10 protein-coding genes and 1 pseudogene are annotated in these 14,935 nt (G+C 69.2%); 5 read left to right on the plus strand and 6 right to left on the minus strand.

Annotated features, from left to right (window positions below; translation table 11 throughout):
* Positions 1-37: 37 nt before the first annotated feature.
* The 4 genes from TSB10P1A_RS18610 to parE form a co-directional block, all read right to left on the minus strand.
* Positions 38-1,693, minus strand: coding sequence for a DEAD/DEAH box helicase (locus tag TSB10P1A_RS18610; RefSeq protein ID WP_186389434.1), 1,656 nt, complete (start codon positions 1,691-1,693; stop codon positions 38-40).
* A gap of 166 nt (positions 1,694-1,859) precedes the next feature.
* Complete coding sequence (locus TSB10P1A_RS18615; protein WP_186389435.1) at positions 1,860-2,270, minus strand: hypothetical protein; 411 nt, start codon at positions 2,268-2,270, stop codon at positions 1,860-1,862.
* A gap of 56 nt (positions 2,271-2,326) precedes the next feature.
* Positions 2,327-3,154, minus strand: a complete 828-nt coding sequence (locus tag TSB10P1A_RS18620; protein WP_186389436.1) for a sulfotransferase family 2 domain-containing protein — start codon at positions 3,152-3,154, stop codon at positions 2,327-2,329.
* A gap of 233 nt (positions 3,155-3,387) precedes the next feature.
* Positions 3,388-5,490 carry a DNA topoisomerase IV subunit B gene (gene parE, locus TSB10P1A_RS18625; RefSeq protein ID WP_186389437.1) on the minus strand — a complete coding sequence of 701 codons (2,103 nt, stop codon included), beginning with the start codon at positions 5,488-5,490 and terminating at the stop codon, positions 3,388-3,390.
* Positions 5,491-6,301: 811 nt separating this feature from the next.
* On the opposite strand from parE, the gene TSB10P1A_RS18630 reads away from it, so the two are divergent.
* Together TSB10P1A_RS18630 and TSB10P1A_RS18635 are read left to right on the plus strand one after the other, a co-directional pair.
* The gene (locus TSB10P1A_RS18630) at positions 6,302-7,195 is read left to right on the plus strand and encodes a tetratricopeptide repeat protein (RefSeq protein WP_208987138.1); all 894 of its coding nucleotides are present in this window, start codon (positions 6,302-6,304) and stop codon (positions 7,193-7,195) included.
* Between the two features lie 214 nt (positions 7,196-7,409).
* Positions 7,410-7,724, plus strand: a complete 315-nt coding sequence (locus tag TSB10P1A_RS18635; RefSeq protein ID WP_186389438.1) for a hypothetical protein — start codon at positions 7,410-7,412, stop codon at positions 7,722-7,724.
* A 1,070-nt stretch (positions 7,725-8,794) separates the two neighbouring features.
* Here the strand turns inward: TSB10P1A_RS18635 and xth are convergent.
* Together xth and TSB10P1A_RS18645 are read right to left on the minus strand one after the other, a co-directional pair.
* Entirely contained in the window at positions 8,795-9,586 is a 792-nt protein-coding gene (xth, locus tag TSB10P1A_RS18640) for an exodeoxyribonuclease III (protein WP_186389439.1), read from the minus strand.
* Positions 9,587-9,624: 38 nt separating this feature from the next.
* Complete coding sequence (locus TSB10P1A_RS18645; RefSeq protein WP_186389440.1) at positions 9,625-10,005, minus strand: iron-sulfur cluster assembly accessory protein; 381 nt, start codon at positions 10,003-10,005, stop codon at positions 9,625-9,627.
* A 261-nt stretch (positions 10,006-10,266) separates the two neighbouring features.
* Between TSB10P1A_RS18645 and TSB10P1A_RS18650 the strand changes: the two genes are divergently transcribed.
* From TSB10P1A_RS18650 to TSB10P1A_RS18660, 3 genes and pseudogenes are all read left to right on the plus strand, one after another.
* Positions 10,267-11,484 (plus strand): deoxyguanosinetriphosphate triphosphohydrolase, encoded by a 1,218-nt coding sequence (locus TSB10P1A_RS18650; protein WP_186389441.1) that lies wholly within the window; start codon positions 10,267-10,269, stop codon positions 11,482-11,484.
* A gap of 53 nt (positions 11,485-11,537) precedes the next feature.
* On the plus strand, positions 11,538-13,304 hold the full coding sequence (gene argS / locus TSB10P1A_RS18655; RefSeq protein WP_186389442.1) for an arginine--tRNA ligase: 1,767 nt from the start codon (positions 11,538-11,540) through the stop codon (positions 13,302-13,304).
* 60 nt (positions 13,305-13,364) lie between these two features.
* Positions 13,365-14,935, plus strand: a pseudogene (locus TSB10P1A_RS18660) (hypothetical protein); the annotation flags it as partial.

Genomic DNA, 14,935 nt, shown 5'->3' on the forward strand with positions numbered 1-14,935 from the left:
TTCGGCCCCGCCACGGCGGAGCGCCAGGACGGCGAGGTCAGCCCTTGGAGGGGCGGATCTCCCGCAGCAGGAAGGCCGGAACGTGGTCGCCAAGCCCGATCACCGGCTCGTCGTCGTCCTGGCGGCGACGGTTGCCGCCGCGCCGGTTGTCGGACCCGCCCTTGCCGCCGGACCGGTCGCGCGAAGGAGCGGCTGTCTGGTCCCGGCGGGGGCCGCGATCGCGCGGCGCCGCACTGCGCTGCTCGCCGCCGGAGCGGCCGGAGGATGCGGGCTTGTCGGTCGCGGTCTTCTCGGTGCCAGTCTTCTCGGTGGCAGTCGTTTCCGCTGCCGGCTTTGCCTCGGCCGCGGGCCTGCCGGCGCCGCGTGCGCGTGCGGGCTTGCTGTCGGCCTTCGCCGCCTCGGTGGCGGTGTCCTTGGCTTCGCCCTTTGCCTGCGAAGTGCTGCGACGCTTGCGGGCGGGACGCTCGGCCGCCTCGTCCGAGGCTTCCTCCTCGGCCCTGCGGCCACGGCCGGTGGCGGAGCTGCGCCCGCCGCGACGCGGCCGTTCGGCCGCCGCCGCCTCGAAGTCGATCGCCTCGTCGAGCCAGGGGATCTTGCGGTCGATCAGCTTCTCGATCGACTGCAGATACTTCTGGTCGCCCGGCGTGACGATGGTGATCGCGACGCCGCTGCGCCCGGCGCGGCCCGTGCGGCCGATGCGGTGGACATAGTCTTCCGCATGGGTCGGCACGTCGAAATTGTAGACATGGCTGACGGCGGGAATGTCGAGGCCGCGGGCGGCGACGTCGCTGGCTACCAGCAGGGACAGCTCGCCCTTGCGGAACTGCTCCAGCGTCGCCATGCGCGAGCGCTGGTCCATGTCGCCATGCAGGGCGCCGACCGAATAGTCATGGCGCTGCAGCGAGCGGAACACGGTCTGTACGTCGCGCTTGCGGTTGCAGAAGATGATGGCGTTGGTGAGGTTCTCGGCCTGGTCGACCATGCGGCGCAGGGTGGCGCGCTTGTCGAAATCCTTGGAGCCGGAGGCGACGATGTTCTGCGTCACGGTGTCGGCGGTGGAGGAGGTGCGGGCGACCTCGACGCGGGCCGGATTGTGCAGGAACGTGTCGACGAGACGCTGGATCTCCGGCGGCATGGTGGCCGAGAAGAACAGGGTCTGGCGCGTCATCGGGATCAGCTTGCAGATGCGCTCGATGTCCGGGATGAAGCCCATGTCGAGCATGCGGTCGGCCTCGTCGATGACGAGGATGTCGACGCCCTGCAGCAGCAGCTTGCCGCGCTCGGTATGGTCGAGCAGGCGGCCGGGCGTGGCGATCAGCACGTCGACGCCGCGGTCCAGCTTCTTGTCCTGGTCGCCGAACGAGGTGCCGCCGATCAGCAGCGCCACGTTGAGCTTGTGGTTGATGCCGTATTTGTTGAAGTTCTCCTCGACCTGGGCGGCGAGCTCGCGCGTCGGCTCAAGGATGAGCGTGCGCGGCATGCGGGCCCTGGCGCGGCCCTTTTCGAGCAGCGTCAGCATCGGCAGGGTGAAGGAGGCGGTCTTGCCTGTACCGGTCTGGGCGAGGCCGAGCACGTCGCGCTTCTGCAACACGTGCGGGATGGCGGCGGCCTGAATGGCAGTGGGTTCGGTGTAGCCGGCCGCTGCAACAGCGGCGAGCACTTTCTCGCTCAGTCCAAGTGAGGAAAAGGACATATGACCTTGATGGTATGACAGGGACGAAAGCCATGCCCCGGCAGCGTCCTGCGGGGCCGGCACTTTGGCGCGCACACTACAGTTTCAAAATAAAATGTCAATGACACACAGTCGCGGGACCGGTCTTGCCAAGAATTTCGCTCAGGATCGCCGCCGGCGCCCGCCGTCAGTTACTTGCCGGCTGAAACAGGTAGCCTGTCGGATCGTCTTTTTCCAGAAACAGCTCATACGTGGTTTCGCCGACATCGACGAAGGCCACGACCCCGTGGGCGTCGGCCTCGCTGCGCAGCGCCGCGATCCGCCCCTCCAGCTCCGCCGTCTCGGCGACCTCGACCAGCGCCGCCCCCTCGCGCAGGATGAAGATCCGGTCGCGCGCGCTCTCGCGCACCACCACGAAGGCGGTGCCGCTGCCCTCCGGTCCGGCCAGCCGGGTCATCCCCTGGAACTCGTCCGGCAGGGCGGCGACGAAGTCGGCGACCGGATCGGCGCGAACGGGAAGCGACGCCAAACACAGGGCAAGGCCCGCGGCCGCGAGAGCGAGACGGGTGGCCAAACGGGGAGCGAGAGGGGCGGTCATGGTCGGGTCCTCCTGCATGCGGGTGTGGGGATCCTGCGCCACGCGGCGAGGGCGGGTCAACCGGGGGCGCCGATCACCGGCAGGGCAAGGCTCGTGCCCTCGTAGAAATTGCGATAGTCGGCGGCATAGCGGCGGCGCACGGCAAGGCGCAGCACCGGCTCGATCTCGCCGACGAGGGCGGCGATCGCCTCGCCATGCGGCTCGGCGATGCCCGGCAGCGGGCCGATATCGATGCCGCAGGCATGCGCCAGGTCGGCGCGCAGCCCCTGCCAGTCGGCCTCGCCGGTCTCGTGGCGCAGCAGGCGCGTCGGCAGCAGCCGCGCCTTGTGGGTGAGGATCGCGGTCTGGCTGCGATAGGCGTTGGGGCTCTTCCAGTCCGGCAGGGCGCAGACGCGGGCAACGAAGCCGGCGAAATCGTCGTCGGGACGGAAGGCGCGGTCGGCACCGGGAGGCGGCGCGGCCTCGGTGCGCATGCGGTGGAAACAGGCGGCGAGCCGGGTCAGCGGATCGCGCACCACGGAAAACACCAGCGCGCCGGGATGGCGGCGCATGAGCTGGCGCCCGGACAGGAGATTGAGCCCGTCGGCCCAGGAGGCGAGGGTGCCGGTGGCATAGGCGCAGGCGTCGTCGCCGGCCTCCGGTTCGGTCTCTGTCTCCGTCTCGGCTCCCGTTACGTCCTCCGTCTCGTCGTCCTCGAAATCGTCGGTGTCGAAGGGAATGCCGCCATTGCCGGCGGTCAGGCGCAGCAGGGCCTGGCGGATGTCCTCGCTCGCCGAATTGGGGCAGCGGCCATAGGCAAGGCCGAGATGGGGAAGCACAAGGAAGCTGTGGTCGCGCAGCGGCCGGCGTCGGCGGATATAGGCGTGGAGAATCGCCTTCAGCACGGCATCGGCTTCCTGTGACTGGGTCGCGGACGCCCGGCGCCGTTCGACCTTGTTATAATTTTGCCCGCCCGGCGGGGGCGGGGATCAATTCGGCCCGCCCGCGGGGCGGGCAGGGCCTTTCAGCATTAATGGATGAGCGATATGGCGGAAAGACGGTTTTCGACTTTTCCGCGCAACGGCATGACGAAACGCAGGCTTTCGGCCGGCCTCCAGAAATCTGCCAAGGTAGGGCTCTAGATGTCGAGTTCCTCGGCGAAGCAGGCGTTTTCCTGGATGAACTGGAAGCGCGCCTCGGGCTTGTTGCCCATCAGCCGCTCCACTGCCGAGCCGGTGCCTTCCGGATCGGCGGCGCTGATCTCGACGCGCAAGAGGCTGCGCTTCACCGGGTCCATCGTCGTCTCCTTGAGCTGGGCGGGAAGCATCTCGCCGAGGCCCTTGAAGCGGCCGATGTCGACCTTGGCACTGCCCTTGAACTCGCGGGCGAGCAGCGCGTCCTTGTGGGCGTCGTCGCGGGCATAGAGCGTGCGCCCGCCCTGGGTCAGCCGGTAGAGCGGCGGATTGGCGAGATAGAGGTGGCCGCCCCGGATAAGCTCGGGCATCTCGCGGTAGAAGAAGGTGATCAGCAGCGAGGCGATATGGGCGCCGTCGACATCGGCGTCCGTCATGATCACCACCTTCTCGTAGCGAAGGTCGGCATCGCGATAGGTCTTGCCCGTGCCGCAGCCGAGCGCCTGGATCAGGTCGGCGAGCTGCTGGTTGGCGGCGAACTTGTCGCGCCCGGCGCTGGCGACGTTGAGGATCTTGCCGCGCAAGGGGAGGACGGCCTGGTTGAGCCGGTTGCGGGCCTGCTTGGCGGAGCCGCCGGCCGAATCGCCCTCGACGATGAACAGCTCCGAGCCGGCCGCCTGGTTGGAGGCGCAGTCGGCGAGCTTGCCCGGCAGGCGCAGCTTGCGCACCGCGGTCTTGCGGGCGACGTCCTTCTCCTGGCGCCGGCGCAGCCGCTCCTCGGCCCGGTCGATCACCCAGTCGAGCAGCTTGTTGGCCTGGTTGGGCGAGGCGGTCAGCCAGTGGTCGAAGGCATCGCGCACGGCGGTCTCGACGATGCGGGTCGCCTCGGAGGTCGCCAGCTTGTCCTTGGTCTGGCCGACGAATTCCGGCTCGCGGATGAAGACGGAGAGCATGGCGCCGGCCGAGGTGACGATGTCGTCGCCGGTGATGACGGCGGCCTTCTTGTTGCCGGTCAGCTCGGCATAGGCCTTGAGCCCGCGCAGCAGGGCATAGCGCAGGCCCGCCTCATGGGTGCCGCCCTCGGGCGTCGGCACGGTGTTACAGTAGGAATTGATGAAGCCGTCGCCGGCGAACCAGGTGATGGCCCATTCGACGGCGCCATGGCGGCCGGTCTCTTTCGTCCGGCCGGCGAAGGTGTCGTCGATGACGCGGCGCTCCTTGCCGAGCGCATCCTGGAGATAGTCGCGCAGGCCGCCGGGGAAGTGGAAGGTCGCCTCCGGCTCAACGCCCTCGCGCGTGGCGACCTCCGGGTCGCAGCGCCAGCGGATCTCGACGCCGGAGAAGAGATAGGCCTTGGAGCGCGCCATCTTGAACAGGCGCGCCGCCTTGAACGCCGCGCCCTTGCCGAAGATCTGCTCGTCGGGAAGGAAGCGCACCAGGGTGCCGCGCCGGTTCTGCACGTCGCCGACGCATTCCAGCGGGCCGACCGGCGCGCCGCGGCGGAACACCTGGCGGTAGAGCTTGCGGGCGCGAGCGACCTCGACGGTCAGTTCCTGCGACAGGGCGTTGACCACCGAAACGCCGACGCCATGCAGGCCGCCGGAGGTCTCGTAGACCTTGCTGTCGAATTTTCCGCCGGCATGCAGCGTGGTCATGATGACTTCGAGCGCCGACTTGTCGCGGTGCTTGGGATGCGGGTCGACCGGAATGCCGCGGCCGTTGTCGACGACGGTCAGGCTGCCGTCGGCGCCCAGCGTCACCTCGATCCAACTGGCATGGCCGGCCACCGCCTCGTCCATCGAATTGTCGATGACCTCGGCAAAGAGGTGATGCAGCGCGCGCTCGTCGGTGCCGCCGATATACATGCCCGGACGCCGGCGCACCGGCTCCAGCCCTTCCAGCACCTCGATATGCTCGGCCGTGTAGTCGGAGCCGTCGCCGCGCTCGGCGCGCGCAGGCGCGCTGCGGCGGGCGCTCGGCGCGGGCGCCGGGATCGATGCCGATGCCGATGCCGATGCCGAGGTTGGGCGCTCGACCGTCGCGGCGCTGGCCTGCTTGCCGGGGGACGGGGCGGCGCCCGTGTCGAAGAGGTCGTGGTCGATGCTCATGCTCTGTCCGGTCGGGGGCGCGGGTCCGCGCCCGAATCATTCACCAAGTCTGCCAAGTGCGGCGGATTCGGCCAAGGATCAAGCATTGAGTGCCCGGCCAACAACCGTTTTTCAACTCCTCCCTGGCAGGATGGCGATGCGGCCCGAGGGTTGAGAGGCGGGCGGAACCGGAGGGAATGGTCATGAACATCATTTCGCACAAGGGAGTGGCGCGCCGGGTCGACCTGGTGGCGGCGGGGGCGCTGATCGTCTCCGCGCTGGTGAATGTGCTTCTCGGGTGAGCGGTCCGTCGGCCCTGTCGTTTGTGACGAGTCTGCAACAGTGTTGCAAGACTCTTCCATGGGCGAGGGGATCGGGGCGGCCATGCCGCGTTTCGGCCATTTTTTGACGGCCACCGTGACGGGTGTCCGAAGCCTGTGCCGGGGAATGCGGCGGCGGGATGGCGGGCACGGTCCTACTCTTGCCCAGTTGCCGGTCTAGAGTCCGGAGAGAACAGGAAGAGGAGGCCCGCATGGCGGAACTCGGCGACTGGCAGGTGCGCCGATCCGTATCGTGACGGGCAGTCGGGGAGGTCTCTCCCCGGACAGGATCAGGGGCAGAACAGACGGGGGGACGTGGCGCCGATGCGCGCCGCGCAACCTGACGGGTCCGCCCGGCGGCGCGACGGCCTTTCGGCTTTCGGCATCCGGACGAGGACCCGCGAGATAAGGACAGGACGCTTGCGCGAAGGGCACGCTTCACGATGCGACACGGCCGCCGATGGCTGCCGGCACGCGAAGACAGATGACCCGGCGCGGGCGCGAGGTGCTCAATGATGCGGATCGTCGGTTCAGGCCTTGTGTGCGCTGTCGCCCGAACTCTGGTCGCGGCTCTGGCTGTGACGCTGGTCGCGCCGGTTGCGGCCCCCGTTGCTGCCCTGGCGCAGGAAACGGCTGCGGAAGCGGCGGCGAGACTGTCGGGCGCGGCGCCTGCCTCGCAGGATCTCTCGCCCGGCGAGGCGCTGCGCGTCGGCGCGCAGTTCTACTATGCCGGCGAGAAGGAGCGGGCGCTCGACTCGCTGCGCTTCGCGGCCGAGCAGGGCCACCCGCTCGCCGCCTGGAAGCTCGGGCGGATGTATTCGCGCGGCGACGGCGTGCAGGAAGACGACATCAAGGCGTTCGAATATTTCCGCCAGGTCGCCTCGAAATATGCCGACGACAGCCCGACCTCGCCGCGCGCGCCGTTCATCGCCAGCGCCTTTGTCGAGCTCGGCTCCTATTACCTCACCGGCATCAACAACAGCGCGATCCAGCCGAACGTGGCGCGGGCGCGCGAGATCTTCACCTATGCCGCCTCCTATTTCGGCGACGCGGATGCCCAGTTCCATCTCGGCATGCTGTATCTCGACGAGCAGGAGCGCGACCCGCACATGGCGGCGCGCTGGCTGAAGCTCGCCGCGCAGAAGGGCCATCTGATGGCGCAGGCGCGGCTTGGCGAACTGCTGTCGAACGGCGAGTTCCGCGGCGTGGAAAACCGCACCGACGGGTTGATGTGGCTGACGGTCGCCCAGCGCCGGGCGCAGGGCGCCGATGCGCTGTGGATCGGCGAGGCGCAGGAGCGCAGCTTCGGCCTCGCCTCCGAGAAGGTGCGCCGCCGCGCCGCCGCCATGGCCGACAGTTGGCTGGCGAAGAACGGCACCTTGGTCGCCGGAGCGGCGACCGACTAGGTGACGCAAAGTACCGCAGCGTCAGAAAGCTCGCCGATGCCGCGCGTGCGTGCTATCATCGCGCATGCGCAGGACATGGCTGCCCCGCATCCGTATCAGACGGGCCCGTGACGGGCGGGCGGCGCCGGCTCTTTCACGGGTCGCCGCGGGCAGCGGGCTTGCGCCGATCTCATCTCCCCGCTTGGCCGTTTTGCTGTCGGGCCTGGCATGCGCGGTGTTCCTGGTCGTGGCCTTCGCCGGGCCGTCCGCCGCCGATCTCGTTGCCGACCGGCCGGGGGGCTCGGGCGGCATCTCCCTTGCGGATGGCAGCAGCGCCGGCACGCGCCCCAACTGCCCCTGCCGCTATTTCGGCGTGAAGTACCGGATCGGCGAAACCGTTTGCCTGCGCGGCCCCGACGGGCCGAGGCTCGCCCGCTGTTCCATGATGCTCAACAACACCACCTGGGAAACGCTCGACCGCTCGTGCCCGACCTCCGCCCGCGCGCCGGTGACGCTCGCCGCGGCATTTCTCTGCCGGCCGGGCGGGTAGGGGCGTTTTCGGGGGTTTTCTCGCTCCGGCGTCCTTCCGGCGGCAGGCGAAGCCGGAGAGCCGGGACCGGAGAGCCGCCGCGGTCGTGGGGATGGTCGGGAGCGCACCCCATAGGCCCTCGGCTCGCCGGTCCCGGGTCGCGGCTTCGCCTTGCCCGGGATGACGAAAGGAGGGGCCGGCGCGTGGGATGACGCGGGGGAGAGCGCGGCGTCCGGAGGACGCGGGAGAGGTTCCGGTGTCCTCGCGGCCGCTCTGGCAGCCAATGGGCACCGGGTCGCGGCTGCGCCTTGCCCGGTGTGACGGCGGTGGGTGGGATGACGGCAGGGGGCACTGAAGGGCCGCCTCCGAGGGCGGGGTGACGGCGGAGGTTTCCTCCTCTCTGAGGTCATCCCGGCCGCAGGCGAAGCCGGAGAGCCGGGAACCATTGGCACCCTTGGCGGAGGTTTGTTGCACAGACCTTTCCCCGCGTCTTCCCGGACGAGCATCGCGAGATCCGGGACCGGGGAGGCACAAGCGTTTGTGGGTTTTCGCCGGGATCGCGTCCCATAGGCCCTCGGCTCTCCGGTCCCGGCTCGGCGCTGCGCGCCGTCCGGGATGACGAAAGGAGGGGCCTGCGCGTGGGATGACGCGGGGGAGAGCGCGGCGTCCGGAGGACGCGGGAGAGGTTCCGGTGTCCTCGCGGCCGCTCTGGCAGCCAATAGGCCCCGGCGCGCGCTGCGCTTGGCCGGGGTGACGGCGGTGGGTGGGATGACGGCAGGGGGCACCTAGGGCCCCCGAGGGTGGGGTGACGGCGGAGGTTTCCTCCTCTCTGAGGTCATCCCGGCCGCAGGCGCAGCCGGAGCGCCGGGACCCATTGGCACCCTCAGCGGATATTTGTCGCACATGCCCCTCCCAGCGTCCTCCCGGACGGCGCGTCAGCGCCGAGCCGGGATCGGAGAGCCACCGCGGTCGTGGGGGCGTTCGGGAGTGCCTTCGTGAGGCCCTCGGCTCTCCGGTCCCGGGTCGCGGCTTCGCCTTGCCCGGGATGACGAAAGGAGGGGCGGAACGGGGAGGATAGGCAGGCCCCGCCCTCAGGCGGCGAGGCGGACCCAGACGGGGACGTGGTCGGAGGGCTTTTCCCAGGCGCGGACATGGGCGTCGATGCCGGCGCCCTCGAAACTGTCGGTCGCCTCCGGCGACATCAGCACATGGTCGATGCGGATGCCGTTGTTCTTCTGCCAGGCGCCGGCCTGATAATCCCAGAAAGTGTAGACATCCGCGTCGGTGTTGACCGCGCGCACCGCCTCGGTGAAGCCGAGCGCGACAAGCGCGCGGAAGGCCGCGCGGCTTTCCGGCTGGAACAGCGCATCGTCCACCCAGCTTTGCGGATTGCGCGCGTCGATCGGCTGCGGAATGACGTTGTAGTCGCCGAGCAGCAGGAAACGCTCCTCGTCGGCAAGGCGCGCGCGGGCATGGGCGATCAGCCGCTGCATCCAGGCGAGCTTGTAGGGAAACTTTTCCGTGCCGAGCGGATTGCCGTTCGGCAGGTAGAGGCAGCCGACGCGCAAGGGGCGGGCGGTGCTGCCCTGCGTTTCGATCCGCGCCTCGATGTAGCGGGCCTGCTCGTCGCCGTCGTCGCCGGGAAGGCCGCGCAGAACCTCGCTCACCGGAGTGCGCGAGAGAATGGCGACGCCGTTGAAGCCCTTCTGGCCGTGGGTCTCGACATGATAGCCGAGCGCCTCGAAGGCCTCGCGCGGGAAGCCCTCGTCGACCGACTTGATCTCCTGCAGGCAGGCGACATCGGGCGCCGCCTCGCGCAACCAGGCAAGCGCCGCGTCGAGGCGCGCCTTGACGCCGTTGATGTTCCAGGTGGCGATTTTCAACGGCGTTGTCCCGTGATGCGCGGCGAAAAGGATCGCCGTCAGATGGCGAAGCTGGTGCCGCAGCCGCAGCCGGCGGTGGCGAGCGGATTGCGGATCTGGAAGGACTGGCCCATCAGGTCGTCGACGAAATCGATGACCGCGCCTTCCATGTATTGCAGCGAGACGGGATCGACGAGGACGCTGGCCCCGTCGCGGGCAAGGACGATGTCGCCCTCTTCCTGCTCGGTGACAAGGTCATACTTGTACTGGAAGCCGGAGCAGCCGCCGCCCTCGACCGAGATTCGCAGGCTGGTGCCCGCCGGCTCGGAAGCGAGGATGCGGGCAATGCGGCGCACGGCGGCGTCGCTCAGTTCCACGCCCTGGGCTGTAGGGGCCTGTGTCGTCGCGCCTTGATCCGCTGAAGCAATGTGATCGGCCATGGTCGTCACTCTCTTTCTGCCGCCGCGACGGATCGCTTGCTGCGCCGTCGCCGCGGTGCCGCCGGGCGGCGGCTGGCGGGCCTGAGGCGAAATTTCCGCCGCTCGCTCGCATGCCGCCCTGTGCAAGGGGTTACCGAATAGGTATGAACAGCGCGAGCATGCGTCAACAGTCTCGCATGGATGGCGCGGCAGCGCGAGCCCGCGCCGGACACCGGCCAGACCGCGGGCGGCACGCGCGAGCGCAACGACCAGGGAGCCCCCATGACCGCACCGCTTGGCTATGGAGCCCAGCCGCGCGCGCCCTACGCCACGGACCCGGAGCACAGCGTCGGCCGGCTCGTGCCCGAGCCGGAAAGCCCGACGCGCACGCCGTTCCAGCGCGACCGCGACCGGATCATCCATTCGACGGCGTTCCGGCGGCTGAAGCACAAGACCCAGGTCTTCGTCTATCACGAGGGCGACCATTTCCGCACCCGGCTGACGCATACGATCGAGGTGTCGCAGATCGCCCGTTCGCTGGCCCGCGCGCTGAGGCTCGACGAGGATCTCGCCGAATGCCTGGCGCTGGCGCATGACCTCGGCCACACGCCGTTCGGCCATGAGGGCGAGGACGTGATGGACGCCTGCATGGCGCCCTATGGCGGCTTCGACCACAATGCCCAGTCCCTGCGGATCGTGACGCTGCTGGAGCGGCGCTACGCGGAGTTCGACGGGCTGAACCTGTCGTGGGAGACGCTGGAAGGCCTCGTCAAGCACAACGGCCCGCTGACCACGGCCGACGGCACGCCGCTCGGCAAATTCGCGAAGACCGGGCTGCCCTTCGCGATCGCTCAGCACGCGCTGAAGCAGGACCTGCGGCTCGACACCTGGCCGAGCGCGGAGGCGCAGGCCGCGGCGATCGCCGACGACATCGCCTATGACGCGCATGATCTCGACGACGGGTTGCGCGCCGGCCTGCTGTCGCTGGGGCAACTGGGCGAGGTGCCGTTCTTCGCCGATATCCTGGCCGAGGTCGACGCGCGCTATCCGGGACTGGAGGAGGCGCGGCGCATCCACGAGATCGTCCGCCGCTCGATCACCCGGATGGTGGAGGACGTGATCGGCGAGGCGGTGCGGCGGCTGGAGCGGCTCGCCCCGCACAGCGTCGAGGACATCCGCGCGGCGGGCGCGCCGGTGGTGACCTTCTCGGACACGATGGCGGCGCGGGAGAGCGAGGTGAAGGCGTTCCTCTTCGCGAATCTCTACCGGCACGAATCCGTGCTGGCGGTGCGCCGGGAGGTGGCGGCGGTGGTGCGCGAGCTCTTCGCCGGCTATATGGCGGATCCTCAGCGGATGCCGGAGGAGTGGCGCCGCGGCCTCGATGCGGCCGACGAGGCGCGGCGGGCGCGCAGGGTCTGCGACTTCATCGCCGGCATGACCGACCGTTTCGCCATCGAGGAACATCTGCGGCTGTTTGACCGCACACCCGAATTGGGATAGGTCGCCGCCGTCCGTTCCGCGCCACTTGCCAGACGTTCAACCGAAAGACCGACATGAACATCTTCAGCCATTATGCCGACCTGGTCCGGGCGGCGATCCGCGAGCTGCATCCGGGCGACGAGGTCAGCGCCGAGCTGCTGCAGCGCTGCGTCGTCGAGCCGCCGCGCGACAGCGCCCACGGGGATCTTGCCACCAACGCCGCGATGGTGCTGGCCAAGCCGCTGAAGGTCAATCCGCGCGCGCTCGCCGAGCAACTGGCCGCGCGGCTGGCGGAGAACGACGACATCGCCAGCGCCGAGGTGGCGGGGCCGGGCTTCATCAACCTGCGGCTCACCGAGGGCGTGTGGGCGAAGGTGGTGGCGGCGATCCTGGCGGCGGGCACCGACTACGGCCGCTCGCAGATGGGCGGCGGGCTGAAGGTCAATGTCGAATACGTCTCGGCCAACCCGACCGGGCCGATGCATGTGGGCCATTGCCGCGGCGCGGTGGTGGGCGATGCGCTGGCCTCGCTGCTCGATTTCGCCGGTTATGACGTCACCCGCGAATATTACATCAACGATGCCGGCTCGCAGGTCGACACGCTGGCGAATTCCGCCTTCCTGCGCTACCGCGAGGCGCTCGGCGAGGACATCGGCGCGATCCCGGAAGGGCTCTATCCGGGCGACTATCTGGTGCCGGTCGGGCGCAGGCTCGCCGAACAGTATGGCGACGCCCTGCTGGCGATGGCGGAGGACGCGCGGCTGGCGCTGGTCAAGGAAGCCACCATCGCCGCGATGATGGAGCTGATCCGCGAGGATCTGGCGCTGCTCAACGTGCATCACGAGGAGTTCTTCTCCGAGCGCTCGCTGCATGCGCGCGAGGGCGGCAACGGCTCGCAGATCGACCGGATGCTGGACGAATTGCGCGCGCGCGATCTCGTCTACGAGGGCACGCTGCCGCCGCCGAAGGGGCAATTGCCGGAGGACTGGGAGGACCGCGAGCAGACGCTGTTCCGCGCCACCGCCTATGGCGACGACATCGACCGGCCGCTGAAGAAGTCGGACGGGTCCTACACGTATTTCGCGGCGGACGTGGCGTATTTCCTGTCGAAATACCAGCGCGGCTTCAAGGAGATGATCTTCATCCTCGGTGCCGACCATGGCGGCTATGTCAAGCGGCTGGAGGCGGTCGGCCGGGCGATCTCGCAGGGCGAGGCGAAGGTGATCGTGCGGCTGTGCCAGCTCGTGAAGCTCTATCGCGGCGGCGAGCAGGTGACCATGTCGAAGCGCTCCGGCGAGTTCGTGACGCTGCGCGACGTGGTGGAAGAGGTGGGCCGCGACCCGGTGCGCTTCATGATGCTCTACCGCAAGAACGACGCGCCGCTCGACTTCGACTTCCAGAAGGTGACGGAACAGTCGAAGGACAATCCCGTCTTCTACGTGCAGTATGGGCACGCCCGCTGCCGCTCGGTGCTGCGCCAGGCCGGCGAGGAATTCGGCGCGGACGCGGTTTCGCCGCAAGCCCTTGGAAAGGCGGACTTCTCGCGGCTGACCGATTCGGGCGAGCGGGACATCGCCGCCAAGCTCGCCGCCTGGCCGCGGCTGGTGGAAAGCGCAGCGGAAGCACACGAGCCGCACAGGGTGTCGTTCTACCTGCACGAACTGGCGAGCGCCCTGCATTCGCAATGGAATAAAGGCAAGGATTCGCCGCAATTACGTTTTATTAACGCTGAAGATCGACAAACAACACTGGCCCGCCTGGGTCTCGTACATGCGATCTCCCTCGTTCTTGCCTCCGGCCTTGGCATTCTCGGCGTGGCGGCTCCGGAGGAGATGCGATAGGGCGGGATGGATCGCCGGTGCGCGAGGCGCGCCGCAGTCAGCGGAGAAGTCCCTAGCACCATGTCCAGTCGCTCGAACTATCCGGTCCAGGGCCAGCGCGGCGATCGCTACACGTCCGATCAAGGCCAGTCCGGGCAGGGCGCCGGGTTCGAGGAGGATCCGCTCGTCGAACTCGCCCGCATCGTCAGCGAGGGCAATGCCCGCTATCGCCCGGTCGCCCTCGGCACCGAAGGGGACGCGCCGCAGGGCAACTATGACGCATCCCGCGACCTGGTCGACCACGAGGCGTGGGCGCGCGAGCTCGAGGCCGGGCTCTCCAGCGATTTCGGCACCTATGCGCCCGAGCCCCAAGCTTTCGAGACCCCTGTTTCCGAAAGCCATGCTCTGGAGAGCCATGCGCGGGGCGGCGCGGCGGACCATGCCGACGACAGCTATCCGCAGGACCAGCGCGATCTCGATGCGCTCGAGCCGCAGCCCTTGGTGGACGAGGTCTATGCGGACCGGGCCCTGGAGGACGAGGGCCTCGCCTATGGGCACCGGCCGGCCGATCATGGCGATGCGGCCTATGCGGACGACGCCTATGCCGAAGACGCCTATGCCGAGGAGGCCTATGCGGAAGAGGCCTATGCGGAAGAGGCCGTCGAGGCGGCCGACCCTTACGCGCCGCGCCAGGCCGGCGGCTACGACGCGCAGGAGTCTTATGACGACGAGGACGTGCTGGCGGACGAGGCGGCCTATGATGCAGCCTATTATGCCGAGCCGGCCGTGCCCGCCCGCACCTCTGGCTCCCTCACCGACGATCTGACCGCCTCGCTGGAAGACGAATTGCTCGGCGCCTTGAGCGCGCCGCGCGCCGCCGAGCCCGGCTGGGACGGGGAAGTGGCCGAGGACGAGGCACAGCAGGACGACTACGACCTGGGCGAGGACGACCTGCTCGCCGAGGAGTTCATTGCCGAGGACGAGGATCTGGCGGCGGACGGCCGTTACGCCGACGCCGGCGGTTATGGCGCGCCGGCTCGCTACCGCGATGCCTTCGACGAGGCTGTCGACGATATTTTCGCGACCGAGACGGAAGCCCCGCCGCCGCCGGGCGGCTACGATCTCGACGAGGTCGCGCAGGCGATGCGCGAGGGCAACCCTCATCTGGGCGGCCATGGCGTGCTGCCGCCGCATTCGCAGCTTGAGATGGAGGCGGCCGAGCCGGCGCCGAAGTCGAAGCGCGGGCTCTATGTCGCGGCCGCCGTGCTCGGCGTCGTGGTGCTGGGCGGCGGCGTCTTCGCGCTGACCAATATCGGCGGCAGCGAGAGTTCCGGTCCGCCGCCGGTGATCACCGCCGAGGGCGAGGACCTGAAGGTCTATCCCGACAATCAGGCGCCGGCCGCCAACGGCCAGAGCAAGCTGATCTACGACCGCGTCGGCTCGGACGGCGAGGAACGGCTGGTCCTGCAGGAGGAGGAGGCTCCGGTCGCCACCCTGCCGCCGGCGCCGCTTCCCGAGGCGAACGAGAGCGAACGCGCCGCCGGCACGCCGGCCGGGCCGCGACGGGTCCGCACCGTGGTGGTGCGCCCCGACGGCACGATCATTTCCACCGACGACCCGGCCGGGCAGCCGGCCCAGCAGGCCCCCGCCGC

The organism is Stappia sp. TSB10P1A, assembly GCF_900185725.1.
GTDB lineage: Bacteria > Pseudomonadota > Alphaproteobacteria > Rhizobiales > Stappiaceae > Stappia.